This is a genomic window from Dyella silvatica, from assembly GCF_026283955.1.
Classification (GTDB): domain Bacteria; phylum Pseudomonadota; class Gammaproteobacteria; order Xanthomonadales; family Rhodanobacteraceae; genus Dyella_C; species Dyella_C silvatica.
The window spans coordinates 45,510-61,464 of record NZ_JAPDPE010000015.1; the positions used below are offsets into that span (position 1 = coordinate 45,510).

Annotated in this window: 9 protein-coding genes and 1 pseudogene; 1 reads left to right on the top strand and 9 read right to left on the bottom strand. The window is 56.3% G+C overall.

Translation table 11 applies throughout. From position 1 onward, the window contains the following. Positions 1-240 precede the first annotated feature (240 nt). From OUZ52_RS05095 to OUZ52_RS05120, 6 genes are all read right to left on the bottom strand, one after another. Positions 241-3,426 (bottom strand): SIR2 family protein, encoded by a 3,186-nt coding sequence (locus tag OUZ52_RS05095; RefSeq protein WP_266157243.1) that lies wholly within the window; start codon positions 3,424-3,426, stop codon positions 241-243. 21 nt (positions 3,427-3,447) lie between these two features. After that, positions 3,448-4,299 carry an HNH endonuclease gene (locus OUZ52_RS05100; RefSeq protein WP_266157244.1) on the bottom strand — a complete coding sequence of 284 codons (852 nt, stop codon included), beginning with the start codon at positions 4,297-4,299 and terminating at the stop codon, positions 3,448-3,450. Between the two features lie 5 nt (positions 4,300-4,304). Next, complete coding sequence (locus tag OUZ52_RS05105; RefSeq protein WP_266157245.1) at positions 4,305-5,876, bottom strand: AAA family ATPase; 1,572 nt, start codon at positions 5,874-5,876, stop codon at positions 4,305-4,307. A gap of 275 nt (positions 5,877-6,151) precedes the next feature. Further along, on the bottom strand, positions 6,152-6,340 hold the full coding sequence (locus OUZ52_RS05110) for a hypothetical protein (protein WP_266157246.1): 189 nt from the start codon (positions 6,338-6,340) through the stop codon (positions 6,152-6,154). 339 nt (positions 6,341-6,679) lie between these two features. Then, a complete protein-coding gene (locus OUZ52_RS05115; RefSeq protein WP_266157247.1) occupies positions 6,680-9,982 on the bottom strand; it encodes a phosphatidylinositol-specific phospholipase C domain-containing protein in 3,303 nt (1,100 codons plus the stop codon). Between the two features lie 453 nt (positions 9,983-10,435). Further along, positions 10,436-11,782 carry a substrate-binding domain-containing protein gene (locus OUZ52_RS05120; protein WP_266157248.1) on the bottom strand — a complete coding sequence of 449 codons (1,347 nt, stop codon included), beginning with the start codon at positions 11,780-11,782 and terminating at the stop codon, positions 10,436-10,438. A 510-nt stretch (positions 11,783-12,292) separates the two neighbouring features. Here OUZ52_RS05120 and OUZ52_RS05125 point away from each other — a divergent pair. After that, the gene (locus OUZ52_RS05125; protein WP_266157249.1) at positions 12,293-13,597 is read left to right on the top strand and encodes a substrate-binding domain-containing protein; all 1,305 of its coding nucleotides are present in this window, start codon (positions 12,293-12,295) and stop codon (positions 13,595-13,597) included. A 232-nt stretch (positions 13,598-13,829) separates the two neighbouring features. On the opposite strand, the pseudogene OUZ52_RS22975 reads toward OUZ52_RS05125, so the two are convergent. The 3 genes and pseudogenes from OUZ52_RS22975 to OUZ52_RS05135 form a co-directional block, all read right to left on the bottom strand. Further along, positions 13,830-13,949: pseudogene (locus OUZ52_RS22975) on the bottom strand (TraI domain-containing protein); the annotation flags it as partial. Between the two features lie 244 nt (positions 13,950-14,193). Beyond that, complete coding sequence (locus OUZ52_RS05130; protein ID WP_323135315.1) at positions 14,194-15,000, bottom strand: alpha/beta fold hydrolase; 807 nt, start codon at positions 14,998-15,000, stop codon at positions 14,194-14,196. 90 nt (positions 15,001-15,090) lie between these two features. Beyond that, positions 15,091-15,705, bottom strand: coding sequence for a CGNR zinc finger domain-containing protein (locus OUZ52_RS05135; RefSeq protein ID WP_266157250.1), 615 nt, complete (start codon positions 15,703-15,705; stop codon positions 15,091-15,093). Between the last annotated feature and the right edge of the window lie 250 nt (positions 15,706-15,955).

Here is a 15,955-nt window from a genome sequence, read left to right on the forward strand (position 1 = left end):
CGCAGAGATTGCCGATCAGTTCGATGAGGCCGCGTTCGTTTTTGTTCGGAAGTTAAGTGAGAATGCAGTCCAGGGTGGGCCGGACTAGCCCTTCTCGCATCCCATCGATCGGGCTTTGGCTGCTCTGCCCGTCCTGAGTCGTTTGCTGTTGAATCTGACTTCCGCTAGCAGTGACCTGGCCAAGGCCCTGCTTTCGGAACTAGTTCTGTCATTCAGCCATTCGCACGACTTGAAAAATACTCAGATGAGTAGTCGATAGTCATAGGGCGCGGGTCCGAAAGCATCAAGGTAGTGTCCGACACGTGCTATCGCGCTCGCGGAATCTAGTGTGGCCGGAAGCCGCGAGTAATAGTCAAAAGTATTCCAGTTCATTTTCGAAAGACCAAGAATCTCGCCGGCGACTTGGATGAGGTCAGACTGCCCAAGATATCTCTTGATTGACAGCGGCGTTGGAATTCGCCGCTTCCCTTGGTAGTACTTCCACCTCGGATTCTGCGAACTTGGCGCGGATCCGTGAACCCATAAAAGCGCCGTGTTGGCATCTTGAATCACTATTGCTCCACGGGGCACAGGAAAGCGATCTAGCTGATGATGTCCGTCGCGGATCTGGGAAGCAAGATAACGAAGAGACTCCTCCATGTTCACTTCAATCAGCTCTATGTTCTTAACGCCTTCCAGCCCCTGAACGAAGCCCTTCTGCTCCTCATGAGTGAATGGGGTCCGCTTGTGTACGACAACACGGCGGGGCAATTCGAGTCTGGACTCATAAAATAGTTGCCGAATAGTCTCGCCCGTCCGGCGAGCATCCTCTTCTGACATGTATGGATTACGGCCCCGCATGATCGGATCCTGAATTCGCCCCAAGCGAAATTGCAGACCCTCACCTCGACCACTGTAGAGATGGCTGCATCCTAAGAGAATGTGATTTCCATTTTGCGCAGTCGCATCTGTGCTATATCCGATCCCGACAAACGCGGTCTCGTTGTCGAGACTCTCGAGACGCCAGGGTGTTCGCAGAGCCTTTGCGTAGAGCGCCAGTGACAGCCACCAGCGAACGCGACAGGGCTGAGTTGACGATGTCGTCTCCTCTCTGACGAACTGCGTGCTTTGGCCATGACGCGCAGCATATGCCTTGATGTAATCGTGCAAGTTGAACCTTTCAGTTCCCGTGTTAACGACTTTAAAAGGTGTCCATCGGGCCGGGACATAGACAGCAGCTATTGCCCCGGGTTTAGTCATGCGAATGGTATCTAGACATCGGCAGATTCGTTGTGCCAATTCTTTTGCGGCAGACAGGTCATCCCCCTGCACTACGTCGTCCAAGTCCTTCCAGAGAATGTCGCCAGGTAGCGGGAGGGCGATCGGCAAACCAAAAGCATTCGTAAAGCCCGGAAAATCTTCAAGATAGTCTTTCTCTGTTGACTCTGGCCTGGCTTGTACTTGCAGTGTCCCTAGGAATCGTTTCAGTGCAGGCGCATCAGTGCGTGGACACACAGCCGCCACGTCCAATCCCGCAGATAGCCCCGATGCCGTCAGTGGATAATCCCACGGGCGATTCATGACTAAGCCCTTAAGGGGGCTGAGATTGGGCACCTCCCGTTGGCCGGTGCGCGCGCAAAAAATGAGGTTGGCGTCCTTGGCTACTGCGCCAGCCTGCTTTGCGTGCCGGGCAACCGCGGGATCGATGGCGCGAGAAGACTTTTGATGCAGGCCGGCAAAGATCGGAACTCGCCCAAGCTGAAAGCTAGCGCCGCAAGCTTTCAGCTCGATTTTGGCAAGACGGTTCACCCACCGGTCGACGTCTTCGCTAAATTTATCATTGTGCTGGTAGCCATATGCGGCGCTGGCCAGCGTTTTGCCGATCTCCTGGTCTGCGGGCTGCCCAGTTGAATCCATGGCGACAACATCAGGCATGAACGTGACGTGCGGCTTACTAGCGAGCCATCGAAGTCGCGCTGATAGAGCTCGGTGGAGCCTATACGCTTGATCCGCATGTCGGACCGTTTTGTATTCGCGTGCCTCCCAGACCTTTCGTGAGCCGTCGCAAGGCTCCTGAAGAAACGTCGCCACTGAACGCGTGAACGCCATGCGCAACAAGGCTTGAATTCGACCGTCACGCTCAATGTCTCGGTCGGACAGCTGTACTGCCACTGGGTCAGCGCGCAAATATTTGCCGAAGACGTCTTTAAGAAGACGGGCCTCGCCGAGCGCGAAGGCACCTCCACCCGCTACCACCGCAACTGCATCACGACCGGTCAACATCGATTCTAGCCAAGACCGCCGATCTACATCATTAGGATAGTCGACGTCTAGCTTGAGTACTTGAGCTGGACACTGTAAGGGGTAAGCGTTGCTCTTTATTAGCGATGTGACGGGAAGATCTTCCAAAGAGAACGGCGTTCGACCTGGACTCTCTTCGATATTGGCCTCGATTGCAGTCTTTGCGTCCCTAAGAAGACTCCCTTCGAGAGTCCTAAGGCTAATCTGAGACAGCAACTCATCAAAACCCGCCGAATGCACGTAGAACGCATGGCGTCCATGTGTGCTCGCTTCATCCAGCAGCTGGCTAATTGAGGCCGGTGCCTCGGCGTCTATCCCACACCAATATAGACGACCAGAGCCTGTCGCACACAATCCGTTTCGAAGTGCGGCCATAAGGGACTCGTCCCGGCCACTGTAACCCACGACCACTAGGTCGCGGTCAGCTAGTTCTTGAACCAGTCCGCGCCTCAAGGACAGATCCTGCTGTTTAAGCTCTTCTGTGGTGTTCTTCAGTTCGTCGTAGCGAAAGTCGCCGTGCAACGATATGACGCGCACTTCAGCAGAGGCCTGCGGCCGAAGGGCTCTGTGCGCGGAATCAATACCGATCTCAATGCATACATTGTTGGCGGTCAGCATGGCGCGAGCAGCCAGGCCGTCAAAGTTCGTTGTCCAAACGGTGCCAATCAGACCTTGTTTGGCCAAAAGAGCGAGAAGCTTGTATCCAATGTGGGGTTTCGCTTGCTCGACGTATCGCTGGAAGAATTTTTGCCGATCCTGTGCTGTTGGATAGCACGCCTCCGCGTAGAAGCTGTACTCGTCGGGGCTTCTTTCGGGAGGAAAGCTGCCCCGCTGATCGAGCCAAGTCTGAATACGCTTGCGGGTTCCTGGTAGCGACAACTCGCCTACCACATCACGAAGCTTTGGGTTGTTCGAAACAAAAATGTCCTGCTTCCATTCCCAGATACAACGCTGAGCGGAAGGCATGCCGGAGCTAATCGACGCGCCCGCACCGAGCAGAATGCTAAGCGGCCGCGACTGATTCACCGCAATGGAGCGAACTAGCGCATCTGCAGTGAGATGATGTTCTTTTGAGCGCATAAACATGTTGTTTCTCAGATCTCCATTCATTGAAACACCGCTTTTCGCATTGACTTCAAAACTCAAACGACACGCGAACGATACCCGTCATACACGAAAGCCACCATCGCAATACCAATCATTCACGCTAAGAGCCGCATACAGCGCCGTCTTCCATGAGTTAGGAAACAGCGATTGTTCTACGGCGGCTTGAGCGTGGAGCTCCGCTTTTATCGATGCTGCGTCCTTTTGGATGTGGATGGAAAGCATCGCGCCGATATTGGTGAGTTCCTCCCCTGCCTCGATCGCGTACCGACTTCCGAGCTCGTAAGCATCAAAATGGTTTTGCACTCGTGATATCGCGTCAGCCGTCCATCCTTCTGGGCAGGCTACGAAAAACTCGATAGATGGCTCAGCTCCTTCCACCAGCCTGGCATGCAGCCAGCGCTCAGTGAAGAAGAAGTTTGGATCGAAGTAAGGATGTAAAGTCTGGTCCCCTGCAGCGACGGCAACATTTGCTGACTTGCAGGACTGGCAGTCTCTGCAGGCGGGGACCAGATTCTCCGGTAGTACGGAATAGGATGGGAATTTTGCCTTGGGAAGATAGTGATCGAGCGTTCGTGCGTGGCCAAACCCGCAGTATGGACACTTCTTTGCAGGAGCTCGCGCGATCAACTCGTCGTAGTATCGCCGAGACGGCTTGGACTTCACTACCATCTGAAGTTCATAGAGGTCGTTAAAATCCTTGCGGGTCGCTGCCCCAGTAACTACGTCGTGTGGCTGGTACGTTTGATGAGGGATGCTGTACAGGCCTTGGTTTACTGCGAGTTGCTCGTAGTACGTAGCGGTCCGCGGTGTCGTGGGGGAAATCGCCTGTAAACGGGCACGCGAGGCGGCGTCGCTAACCGTGGAAACACAGCTGTCGAACACTTTCGATGCAACCAGGGGCGGCTTACTCATGCGCCTCATGACGTACCAGCTCCTGATTGGTCTTTTTCGGCCATGAGGGCGCGAAGAATCAGTCGCCCCTCCAGTCCGATCTGATTACCGAATTCGCCAGCCGCCTCATCAAGGGTTTGTGCGTTCTTCGACGCAAGCTCCAAAAGCGCATGAAAACCGGACTTCGCCACTTCTAGACCGAAGACTTCGCGGGTTAATACGCCGACGTTCTCGCCAAAAGTCTCCGCCTCGGGGCGAGTTACGCTAGTTGTTCGCCGCATGCGCCATAGTTTCCAGACGCAAGAGCGAGGTACCTCCTGGAGAACAACCGGCGAATGACTAGCCACGATAGCAACACCGTTGCGTTCGGTCAGTAGCTCCGAAAGCGCCCTAATGAATGCAGAGAGTAGTGGCGGGTGTAAGTGACTCTCTGGCTCATCGATAATGACAAGAGTCTTCTCCTCAACGGCTTCCACTAGGCGAGAAATTGAAAGTAAGACGATGGCGTGCCCTGAGCTCATCTTCTCAGCCGCGCGCCACGCTGCCTGCTGAACGTGCGACGCCTCCAGCGAACCGAGTTCCGATAAGTTCATTTCTTCAAAATTTGGATCTGATTCCAACATCTGTATTGCGGAGAGCCACCGCCTTTTACGAGCGGACTGCCCCAAGCAGATGGCGACGCTTCTGGATAGTTCCTGCCGAAGATCCGTCAAGGACTTCAATGTGTCGCCGCTATCGGTTTTCAGGCCAATGTAGAGATAGCTGGGTCCCTTTGCTCGATCACTCGCCACTCGGGGCGGAACAAATGGATCAAACGCACTGAAAGAGATAGATACGACACTGCTGAAATAGGTGTCATCGATCTCAAAAAGTTGAAATGCTGATCGAGTGAAGAAGTGCTCTGTAGATGTGCTTTCAGCGCCGTCAGTGGCTTTTACGGATGCTCGTATCATGGCGTTCAGGAGCGTGGTCTTTCCCACTCCGTTACGCCCGATCAATACATGAATGTTGGTTGGCGGCTGCGACAGTGGGTCAACTTTAAAGCTGAGCTCAATTCCCGCGCTTTCCGGTGATTCGTCGCGCTTAAACACGAAATCGAATTCAGTGAGCATGACGCCGCCACTAAGAATTCGCCGGTACTGTGCCTCGATCACAGAGAGGCTTACATATCGCATGAGTGATGTACTTAGCGATTTTTCGTTCGCGACTTGCCGAAAAAGCGATGCGTCTGCAGCCACATCCCTCATTAGCGCGAGGAACGAACGAGCGCCTTCGACCCCTAACAGCTCCACGGTCTTTGAGTAGTACTCAGGGTCCTGACCTAATGAAAAACAGTCGTCGGGAATCCGCGTGGCGTCGACTTGAAGCGTGGGCAAAAGCGCCTGAGATACCCATCCGCCAGTCAGGCCCGCGCGCCCAATTTTGACGTCACCAAGCTCGTGCGACGCGCCCTGGTCGTCAATGATCGTTACGGCAAACGTGGCCTTGAATCCGAAATCATCCCAGTTGTTCTCTTTGAGGATCACCGAGTTGCGATAGACGCTGAATACCGACGTCTGGGCAATATGGATGCTTAAGGATCCAAGATGTATGGGCATGGCAAATCCGTTGCGTTAAGAGTCGTAAAAGAGTTGCGGACTTCCGCGAGCGCTAACCACAGGGCAGTGGTGTTTTAACCTGTATCGGCAAACAGGTAAAGAAATAAACAGGTGCGTTTTTATTGAAAATGAGGCCCGTTTGTCGCGCCAGCTAACGGAGCCAATGGAGTGCTATCGGGTCGGTCACGCAAAACGTGTGTCCGTGCCCCGAGAACGCAATACGGATGCGATCGCAGCGCCCGCGACACGTGAGCTGGCGCAGCGATCCTTACTGCTTAAGGGTCAATGGATGGCCACAGGCTTTGAATAAGTCTTGCATTCTCGTCCAAGAGCTTGATGGTCTTTTCCCTACGCCGCTTGATCGTGTAGAGCCTCCCTGAGAAAAGATCGATGAACTCGATCTGACGGGGCGCAATATCGATCCCATTCTGCTCCAGCAGCCAGTGGGCGATCTCCAGCGTCATCTTCGCGGCCTTCCGATCGAAGCCGCTGTCACGCTGACCCGCTTTTGCCCGCAATGCGGCGGGGCCCTACGCCCGCACCGCCACCCAGCCCATCGATCCATGCCCCCTCCTCGGCCATATAGCCCAGAGTCTATTCTGATGCGCAAGGCCAAAAAAAAGGCAAACAGCTATTAAATCAATGAACTACGAGCCAAAGTGCCGGTTTTTGTACGAATCCCGGCTGACCCTCCAGAGGCGCTGCGAAATTCACACACCTCAGGCTGATCAAGGTCGTCGGGCGGCAGCCAATGTTGGCGGTTACCTCAAGGGTGCAGTCTGGTATGCCCCATGGCGCACCTTCTAAAGCCTTATCCCGTTGAGCTCCAGACAAAGATCGGTTGCGTGCGAATATTCAACATAATCCACGTAGATAATATTTATTATCCTGTCAAAAGTATTCGGGTTGCTCATTATCCGCATGGATCTGGGTAGGTCTTCATTGGCCACCTTGGCGTAGAACCAGACGGCGGTGACAGGGGTTAGCGTCCAGGACAATAGGAAGAGGTCACACGGCACTTCTCTTTTATAAAGACAGCGCCCGTTGAACCCCATGAATTTATCCCCCTGATCTTGCTTCATCTTGTCCAGGTCAGTGGTATTCGCATAGTTGTCCAGCACAGTCAGATCGCCGTTTTCCGGGTCCTCGCTGTGCCAGTCCCGGTAGGTAAAGATGCCGTCGGCCTTGTAATCCAGAGAGTACCTTTCATCGCATACCACCAGCACCCCGCCGTTGCGCCCGGCCAGGTCTTTCAAGGGGCGCTGCGCCAAGCGTACGCCCTCCTGTTTTGCGCAAAGCCAAACACCGAGTTTGCTTCTGACCTGCTGCACTAAGGCTTGGTAGGCCCAGGTGTCGAACGCGGAGAAATGGGACATCTTGAGAATGACCAATTCCTTGCCGGGCTCGCGCATAAAGCGCGCAACATCATTGAGGATATCGGTGATCGATGCGCCAACAATCATGCTGATGCCATGGTAAGTCACGAAGCTATAGCTTCCATCCGCGGCTTTCCGGGCCAGCGGCCGGATGTCGAAGTACCTCACCCCCTCTTTGAGCTGGTCGTATATGGACAGATCCTGGGTTTTACCGACGATGCTTATGCCGCCCAGGTACATGCCCGCATCGTGCGATCCTGGGATAACCAGTTCGCGCAAGGTCCTTTCCTTGATGAGCTCATAGCCGGAGGTCATCCAGATGCTTCGGTTGGACGGACTAATATCGGTCCATGTATTGGGAATGCTGCGCCTCCATGTGTCCAGCATGGAGTGCTTGGGATTATCGATCAGATCGTTGACCGACTGAAAGGATCGGTTGTAATACCTGCCGTTGACTATCAAGATCAGCGACTTCAGTTTCCACCTGTCGCTGTTGTCGAACCAGTGCGTGATCGGGCGCTGCCAGAGACCCACATAATTCAGATCGGAAAGATGGATGGGTCCGCGCCCGCGAAACATCTTGGCCACGTCAATATCGACATTGATCAGCTGTCCGGCGGACAGGCCATGCGCCACCAACTGCCTTCTGGAGTAGGAATTGGCCAAATTGAAATTGATGTGAATATCGTCATCCGTTCCAGCAAACCATTCGTCCGCCAAGGTGATTTCCACGCTCAACGAAGTGACCAGGACATCGGGCACGGCCGTGTTTGCGTGGCTGTTTATCGACGAGCGGACAGCCTCGGTCTGCCATATCTGGTGCCGCGGACGCAGCGGCGAGTAATGGCTGAAAGCGACTTGCCGATGGTTCGCGACAGGAACCACTAGCAAGGCATCGGGCCGATCAGGCATCAGATAGCCTTCCGCGGAAAGCAGCCAGGCTTGACGATCCGGGGCCTGGCTGCCGGGAGTGGCCAGTTTGAGCCCGTCGCCCGCGTCCTCCAGCACAAAATCGCCGGCAGTCGATTTGAGCTGGCCTCCATGGTAAGTCCACAACTGGTGGGGGGGTACGGGCGCTGGTACGTTCCGGTAGACGCCGCCATCACGGTCCACCGCCCAGGCCGTGCCGTCTACGGCGATGCTGATCCATGAGGCCGTGCCTGGAACTGACGCCCACGGCGCAACGTCATCATGAGTGTATTGATGCAGCTTGCTGACGCCATCCACGCCCCACACCATGCCGGCAGAGCCCACCGCGACCTGCTTGAGTGCCCCCGGGATCAAGGTCCATTTCTCGCCGTCGCGCCGGAACACCTTGCCGGCTGAGTTGCAACCCCATAGAGAGCCATCTGCGCCCGCGGCGATATTGGAAAGGTTTCCGGCGATCTGTATCCAGGGGTGGCTGTCATCGCCACTGTAGCGATAGACGTTGCCGCCGCCATCGAGACCCCAGACCTGCCGGGCGGACGCCACAGAAATCTGCGCCATGCCGGCGGAGATGTGCGTCCATTTCTCGCCGTCGCGGCGGTATACGCCGCCCAGCGAGTCGACGCCCCAAACGCAGTCGTCGACTCCCACGCTGACGCTGGACAGACGGCCGTCCACCTGCACCCAAGGCGAAGCATCCTCACCGCTGTGCTGAAAAATATCGCCGGCGGCATTGACTCCCCATGCGCACTCCGCGTGGCCCGCGGAAATCTGCTGCAGGCTTCCCGGCAGGCGCATCCAACTACTGCTGCCTGCCGACACGGGTTGAAGACATACCGATCCTCCGGCGGTAAGCGGGGTGACGGCGCTCAGCACACAATCGGTAGCGAGATTGCGCAGCAGGAAGGTGTTGCCTTCCTCGCTTTCCAGCCGGTTTTCAGTAACGTCGGGCTCCATGACACAAGGGATCAGATACCACTCCGGTGTGGCCGGCGGCACGCCCAGGACCACTGAGCCTCCGATGGCGCCATCGGCGCAGTGAAGGCCGACCCTGCCGCCTGCGATGAGGATATGCCCGCGCCGGTCAACAACCCAGGCCTGACTGGGTCGCACGGAATCGCCCGGCGTGACGGCGGCAATGGCGGCGCCGCGCTCCATGCCGGCAGCCTGGATGACATGACCATTCGCTTTGCAGACCAGGGCGCCGTTCCGGTACTTCCACAACTGGTCGTATCTGGCCAAGCGCGGCTGGACGGTGAGCGCGGCGTCGTTGCCAAGCTTGCCTGCGACGGACAGCGCGCCCTGAGTTCTGGTGTGGCATATCCAGTAATACTGATCGATGTCGTCGTCGTAGCTCAGCCCCCCGTGGACACGGAAATGCTGGAACAGCGGCTCTGCATTGGATGCGGCCCGGTTTGCCAGCTGCGTAAGGAATCCGCGCGTGTCGAGGGTGAATACGGCAGGGTGCCCCACCTCTTGCAGGTAAAACGTTCCGTCCCCCTGCGTGACAGGAACGAATCGTGCCGCATGATCAAGATTCGGTGTCGTTACCAGGCAATGGCCTTTCTGCTGAATATAATCGTGGATGTTGGACAGGTAGTATCCCGACGAAGAAAACACGTAGCCGGCGTCAGGATCGGCAAGATCGACGGGCATTATCAGCCATGACGTCGCCTCGCGGCTTCCGTCCATATAGACATAGCCATCCTGCCAGCGTATGGCGTTATAGATGATCTTCACGCCGCGTCGCGTCACGCCGCCATCGGCACGAATGGCAACGGCTCTTTTTCCTGCAAACAGCATGGCTTCCCTTCCCTAGTCGAGTGAATGGACCGGATCATCTACTACTGCAGACCTCTTTTGAAGTCCCGGCCTGAAAAATGAGATGGAGGGATAGACGCCCCTGTGATGGTGGTGTGAAGCGGTCGGCCGCAAGGGCGCGTTGGTGCCCTGGAACTCATCCGGGGCGTAATCCAACTTTGGGATCAAGTGCCGAATTTTCTGCAGAACCTTGCTCTTGTGGTAGCTATGCACTTGTGGGCTGACTTTAGTAGCACGCTGACACATTTGCTCGGCGTTCGAGTCATGCCGCTTTCGCGGCAAAGCGACTGCATCTCGATGTGCTCGTTCGGTAGCCTCCTGTTCAAGCAGTCTCGTGCAGCAAGCGATAACAAAAGGAAAAGGGGGGGGGGCTCAACGGGCGCGATCAATGAGCCCTCCCCTTGTTGGTTGTCTGCGCTTGTCGACGCGTCGTTTCTAGTTAATACAGTTTTGGATCTGCCACTTCGTGAACGAGGTGGTCAGAAGTGCCAGTCCGGTGTATGGCCCGAACGAGGTCAATGCGGAGTTGCGCGTGACGGTCGTGTTGTAGGGTGCCCACATAAGGTTTTGCAGACTTGGCCTATCCGCTTTGTTGCCCTGAGCATTCGCCAACAAGTACACGATGGAAACGATGGGATAGCCCGAGCCCTGTGCTTTGGCGTAGGACTGTGGTGTGACGAGCACGATGCATTGGGTGGTTGGCGACGGCGTAATCGCGGCGTAATTGGGTCGGCCCGAGGCCGGGTCGGTGCCATTCATCACCTGGTTGTAGACGATATCCGCTGTACTGATCGTGTAGAAGCCGTTGCCCTGGCTGGCGAAATCGACGACGGGATCGAACCCATTGACGGTGGCGTAGAGGCCCAGAACATTGATCACATCAGCGGTCCCGGCATAGCCAAGCGTACCGTCCGTGCTGAGTATCGTGTTCACGACATTTTGATCACCGCTCCGAGCTATCCACGTGCTGGGAAGCGACGGTGTGCCCGACCATGAAGGAAAATAAAGCGAGACAACCTTGGTGAACAGCGGGTCGGCGATGAAATGTTGTTGCTGTGTTCCGGGACATACCGTGGCCAAGTGATTGCTCAGTCCAAAGGTGGTGCCACTGCTATCGGAGTCATAGACAATCTGGATGGGTCCAGATAGCCCCGCCGGCACGGTCGCTGCGAGCTGAGGATCGGACCAGTCGGTAATCTGGCCGGAAAATAGTTTGCAAAGCTGGGCATCGGTGAGGTTGAGCGACTGCATATTTCCTTTGGTGAAGGTAATCGCAATCGATTCAGCGGCCATGGGAAACTGGATAGGGTTTGAGGACGCGTGATTGGTGATGTAGTTGCCGTATTCCACCACGGTCAGTGGGGCATCGGACACGACAAAACTAGGCCATAGGAGGTCGGTACGTCCGAGCGCTTGTGCTCCGAAACCCTTGGTTATCGTCGTTATCGTCGTGCCATTGATGCATGGAGCCTGGACGCTGACAGGGGGCATGGTTGCTCCACCCCCAGTGAGTATTTGCTTTCCCAGGCCGCTGCCGTTCATGCAATACGACGTCTGCGGATTGCCGGTTTGTGTGGAGTAAATGCCAAGCAAAGAAGAGCTGCTCGGACTCGTTTGCATCTGGTTGTCTGTGGTCCCTAGCAGGCCCAAGGCTGGTGCAGTCGCTCCGCCCCCGACTAACGCGGTGCCCGCATAAGCCAGTGGCGTGTGCGCGGACATACCCAACGATACGACGAGCGCGAGGGCATGGACGGTCCGCGCTCCAAAGCGTGTTGAAGTCATGATCTTGGTCTCCCCGGCGTGCCTCCGAATGGAGGGTCATGACGTTGTAGGACCATGCCATGACTCTCTCACGTCGGGCTGGAGACAGGAGGAATGAATGCTTGATGACAAGACACAGTGGAGGTGCGCCAAGGCTTATTTTGGATCGAGCCAAAGCTCATCCAGGGGCGGTGCACCTACACGCCTGTCACGATCTCGGAGTGCGGAGTGCGGAGTGCGGAGCCGAGGTGGTGCCATGGCGGGCTCGCCGGTCCTTGTGCCCATGGCGAGGATCGGTGGAAGAGCAAAAAACCAAGCCCCTAAGCCCACCCCGGTTTCGGCCCGGGATAACCGCTTCACTCGATATATTTTTACATCGCGTTTCTCCATCTTAAAATAAGATACAAACTCGCCATGTAATGTCACGAATAATACATAGAAGCCGACTCTTCTCATTAGCCATTTGGTAATGACATTAATTTCATAGTGTCCCGATCCTCCACATGGAGGCAACCTAACTGGGGATGCGTCATGGCTTATCGAGTTGACAGACCAAATCGTGTGATGGCCTTTCCGGTAACAGTCATTCTTGGCCTGGTGGCAGTCGCACCAATAGCTCATGCAGGGACGACCCTCGTTGGTGGGGGCTCATACACGACGGTGATTGGCCTCGCCGGCGATGACTCGCATCGTTTACTTTCGCCCGCAGCGGGCTCCCTTCTCTATTCTTTCACAGCACAAAATGGAAATCCCGTCACTTCTTTTTGCCAGGCAGACGCCGGTGAAGAAGGCCAGGCCATCCTTGCCGGCATTTTGAACACGAACGTACAGAACGTTTGCATCGATGGGAGCGCCCCGCCTACGGGATTTGGTGCTGCGAGCGTTGGCCGAACAGACCTGACTCAGCCAAACTTTGTGGTTGCAGACTACCCGGTATCGGCATTCACCTTCAGCAGCTACATCGCCCACCATCCTGCAAGCAAACCCGTGCAGTTTCCAGCGTTGGCCGCTTCGATCGCCATCACTTTTAATAAAGCTGGCGTAACCACTCTCAATCTCACCGACCAGCTAATCTGCGGCATTTTTTCCGGCCAGATAACGGACTGGTCCGATGACCGGTTGATTGCCGCGGGCGTGCCCGCGGGCGTTCACGGGCCCATGAATGTTGTCTATGAACAGGACGGCAGTGGAATCACGTTCTCGTTTAGCAATCATTTGTCCGCAGTGTGTGGGGGAGCGCCAGCTCAGCACTTCGTCACCGACTCGATCTTCGACAATGTCGTCTCGCTGTTTTGGCCGGGTGGATATTCCGCACTACCGCGAAACTGGATCCCCATCACTGGTGAACGGGCAGTGATTGGTCAGGTCGCGGTTCTTGATGGATCCATTGGCTATGCCAGCGCACCTGATGTGGCGAATGCCTTTGCTCTCTTCGCCACGGTCAATGGCCTTGATCCGCTTGCTGATCTGAGTAGCTCCCTCACCATCAATAGTTCCGATGTGCTTTACAACAATACAATCACGGGAGCCGATGCCCATACGGGCCGGCCTATGATCGCGCCGATCGCTTCCGCACCTTCGACATCGTGCATCGCACTGCTCAAACCGTCAGCGTATGCCGCTCCAAGCTCGGGGTATCCGATCGTCGAAATCACGTATCTGTTGGGCAACAGCAATGCCAATGGCCCTGATGCCGCCAACGTCCGCAAATTGCTGGGAGCGCCATACAACCAGGCAATCACCTATGTCACGTCAACCATCGGTGCCAACACCGGCATGGCATTTCTGAATGCCAGCATTTCGCAGAGTCAGATAGACGCCTGCATTGTCAACTGACTAGCTCAACCTCCTGGGAGTCGCGACATCGGTCGGCCCACCCGGGCCGGCCGACCGCATGCCATGATCGACCTTGGTTATACACACATCGATTGTCGTCGATACTCTGGCCCCATCGACGATGGGCTTACCTATATCGTAGATCATGGCGCCAAGTATCGCGGCAATGCGCCAGCGCGGTTCGAGCTGTTTTCGAACCACCGAAGAGTGATCGAGAGCTAAAACCGCCGACTCACTTCAGCGCCGCATAGAACGCGCACTCCAGGCCATGATGGAACAGTACACCCTGCCCGTAATGGCGGTGCGTTTCCGATGCCGGCAGGAGATGCTCGTACCGGGCGTACTCGTAGACGGCCGGCGAAAGATACGCTCAAAGTCATCGTGAGAGAGTCCCGGGGGCCGGTGAAGATCATCCACGAGATTCTGCTGACTTTTTGCCAGCATCTCTGGCGGCGCAGACGGGACAGCCAGCCCGACGTCGGGGTACGTCGGAATCGGCTACCCGTTGAACAAGGGCGCGGTGGATGTCGGCTCGGCGGGCGCCAGCGCGCTGGTTGCCGGCGATGGCACCCAAGTAACCATGTTCTGACCGTGCTTTACAGAAACACCTTCGCCAGAAAGGCAAGCACGACATGATTGAACTCATCCGGCCTTTGCAGCGGCGCAAAGTGAGTGACGCCCTGCAAGCTGATTAATTCTGCGCCGGGGATGCTCCGCGCAAGATACTGGGCATACTCCGGCTTGATGAATTCATCGTGCTCGCTCTGCACCACCGTGACAGGTACGCGGATCATGGCCAGGTCGCCCGCAGCGTAGTTGGGCTGCGTTTTCATCATTTCACTGATGGCGTCAACGAAGGCGTTGAAGTCATCGGGCGTGCTGGAAAGTTGGGCGTAATCTCTAGCATGGCGGCTGAAACAGCGTTCAATGAGTGGCGTGGATACGAACTCTTTGGTGCCGCTCGGATCCATGTTGCAGCCAAAGAAAAAGACCCCCGCCACTCGCTCAGGCGCTTGCATGCCAACAATGAGTGCGATGCATGCGCCGTCGCTCCAGCCGACGAAGGCTGCTTTTTCAAGCTGCAAGATGTCCATGACGGCAAGCACATCGGAAGCCATCAACTCGTAGGAGTAAGGTCGCGAATCGCGCGTGCTGTGGCCGTGCCCGCGGCTATCGATCAGCACAATGCGGTGCCCTGCCCTGAGCAACGCCGGAACCTGGTAACCCCAATTGCCGCTATGGCCTAAGCCACCGTGGAGCAGGACCACCGGGGCGCCCTCGCCGTGGGTTGTGTACCAGATTCGGGCGCCATCGTGATCGATATAGGCCGATGCCATATCCGCTGGAAGTGCGGCAGCGCCGCTGGCTTCAAAGCGCTGAAGCTTATCGTCGTGGGCGTGCATGAGCGTCCTGAGGTCGAGAGAAGCTTGGATTACGCGTTGTCCATTACGGCCGATGAATCAGGAAGATGCGGGGTAAAAGCGAAACCAGGATTATGTGTGCGGCTGGCGATAACGCCTCATCTTGAACGCCGTGCCGCAGGTCTCCATCGCGCACCAGCGGCGGCGTTGGTTTTTGCTGGTATCGAGGAACAGCCAGCCACACGAGCTCGTATTGGCGCAGCGGCGAAGCTGTAGCGCGGATGGATCGCCGATCAAAGCCAGTGCATCGAGCGCGATGCGCTGCAGCGGCAATAACGCATGATAAGCGTCGTCTCGCCAATGCATCTGTCCATCAAGGCCAAGCGATTGACTGGCCCAAGCGCGATGCAGCCACTGATCGATGCATTGCACGGCGTCTTCAGGGGGTGTCACGCCATCGATCCGCGACGCCAACAGCGCGTGCAAATGGTGACGCAGCGCCCTTACCTTTCGCATCAGTGCGGCTCGCCGGCTTGCGCCCTCGGGTGCGGCAATGGGCTCGCCGGGGAGGATCGCGCCGGAGCGCATGCACCAATCGATAAAACGCTCTGGCTGAAAAATATAGTCCTCCACCTGCTCCGCATAGTGATCGTGGATCGTATTGACGAAATCCAGGCATAGCCGCCCGCCATCCAGCCGGATAGCGGCGATCGGACGAGAGATTGGGGGGCGCTTCTGCGGCAACATGCGGTGTTACTGTCCTTTGCAGAGAAAACTTGACGATACCGTCTAAGTCACTTTAGATAGTAACTTGTATCGAGGTCAATCCAGGGGATTGCAGATGGCAAACGCAGCAAGATCTACCGAGCCGGCGCCCTCAACACACCGACGCATTTTCGTGATCTGGATCGTCCTTGTGAGCTTGCTTGCGTTGGGTGGCGTGATCGCTGTACTGGCGATTGGTGGCCAGCCCGACCCCTCCGCATTACGTGCCGCC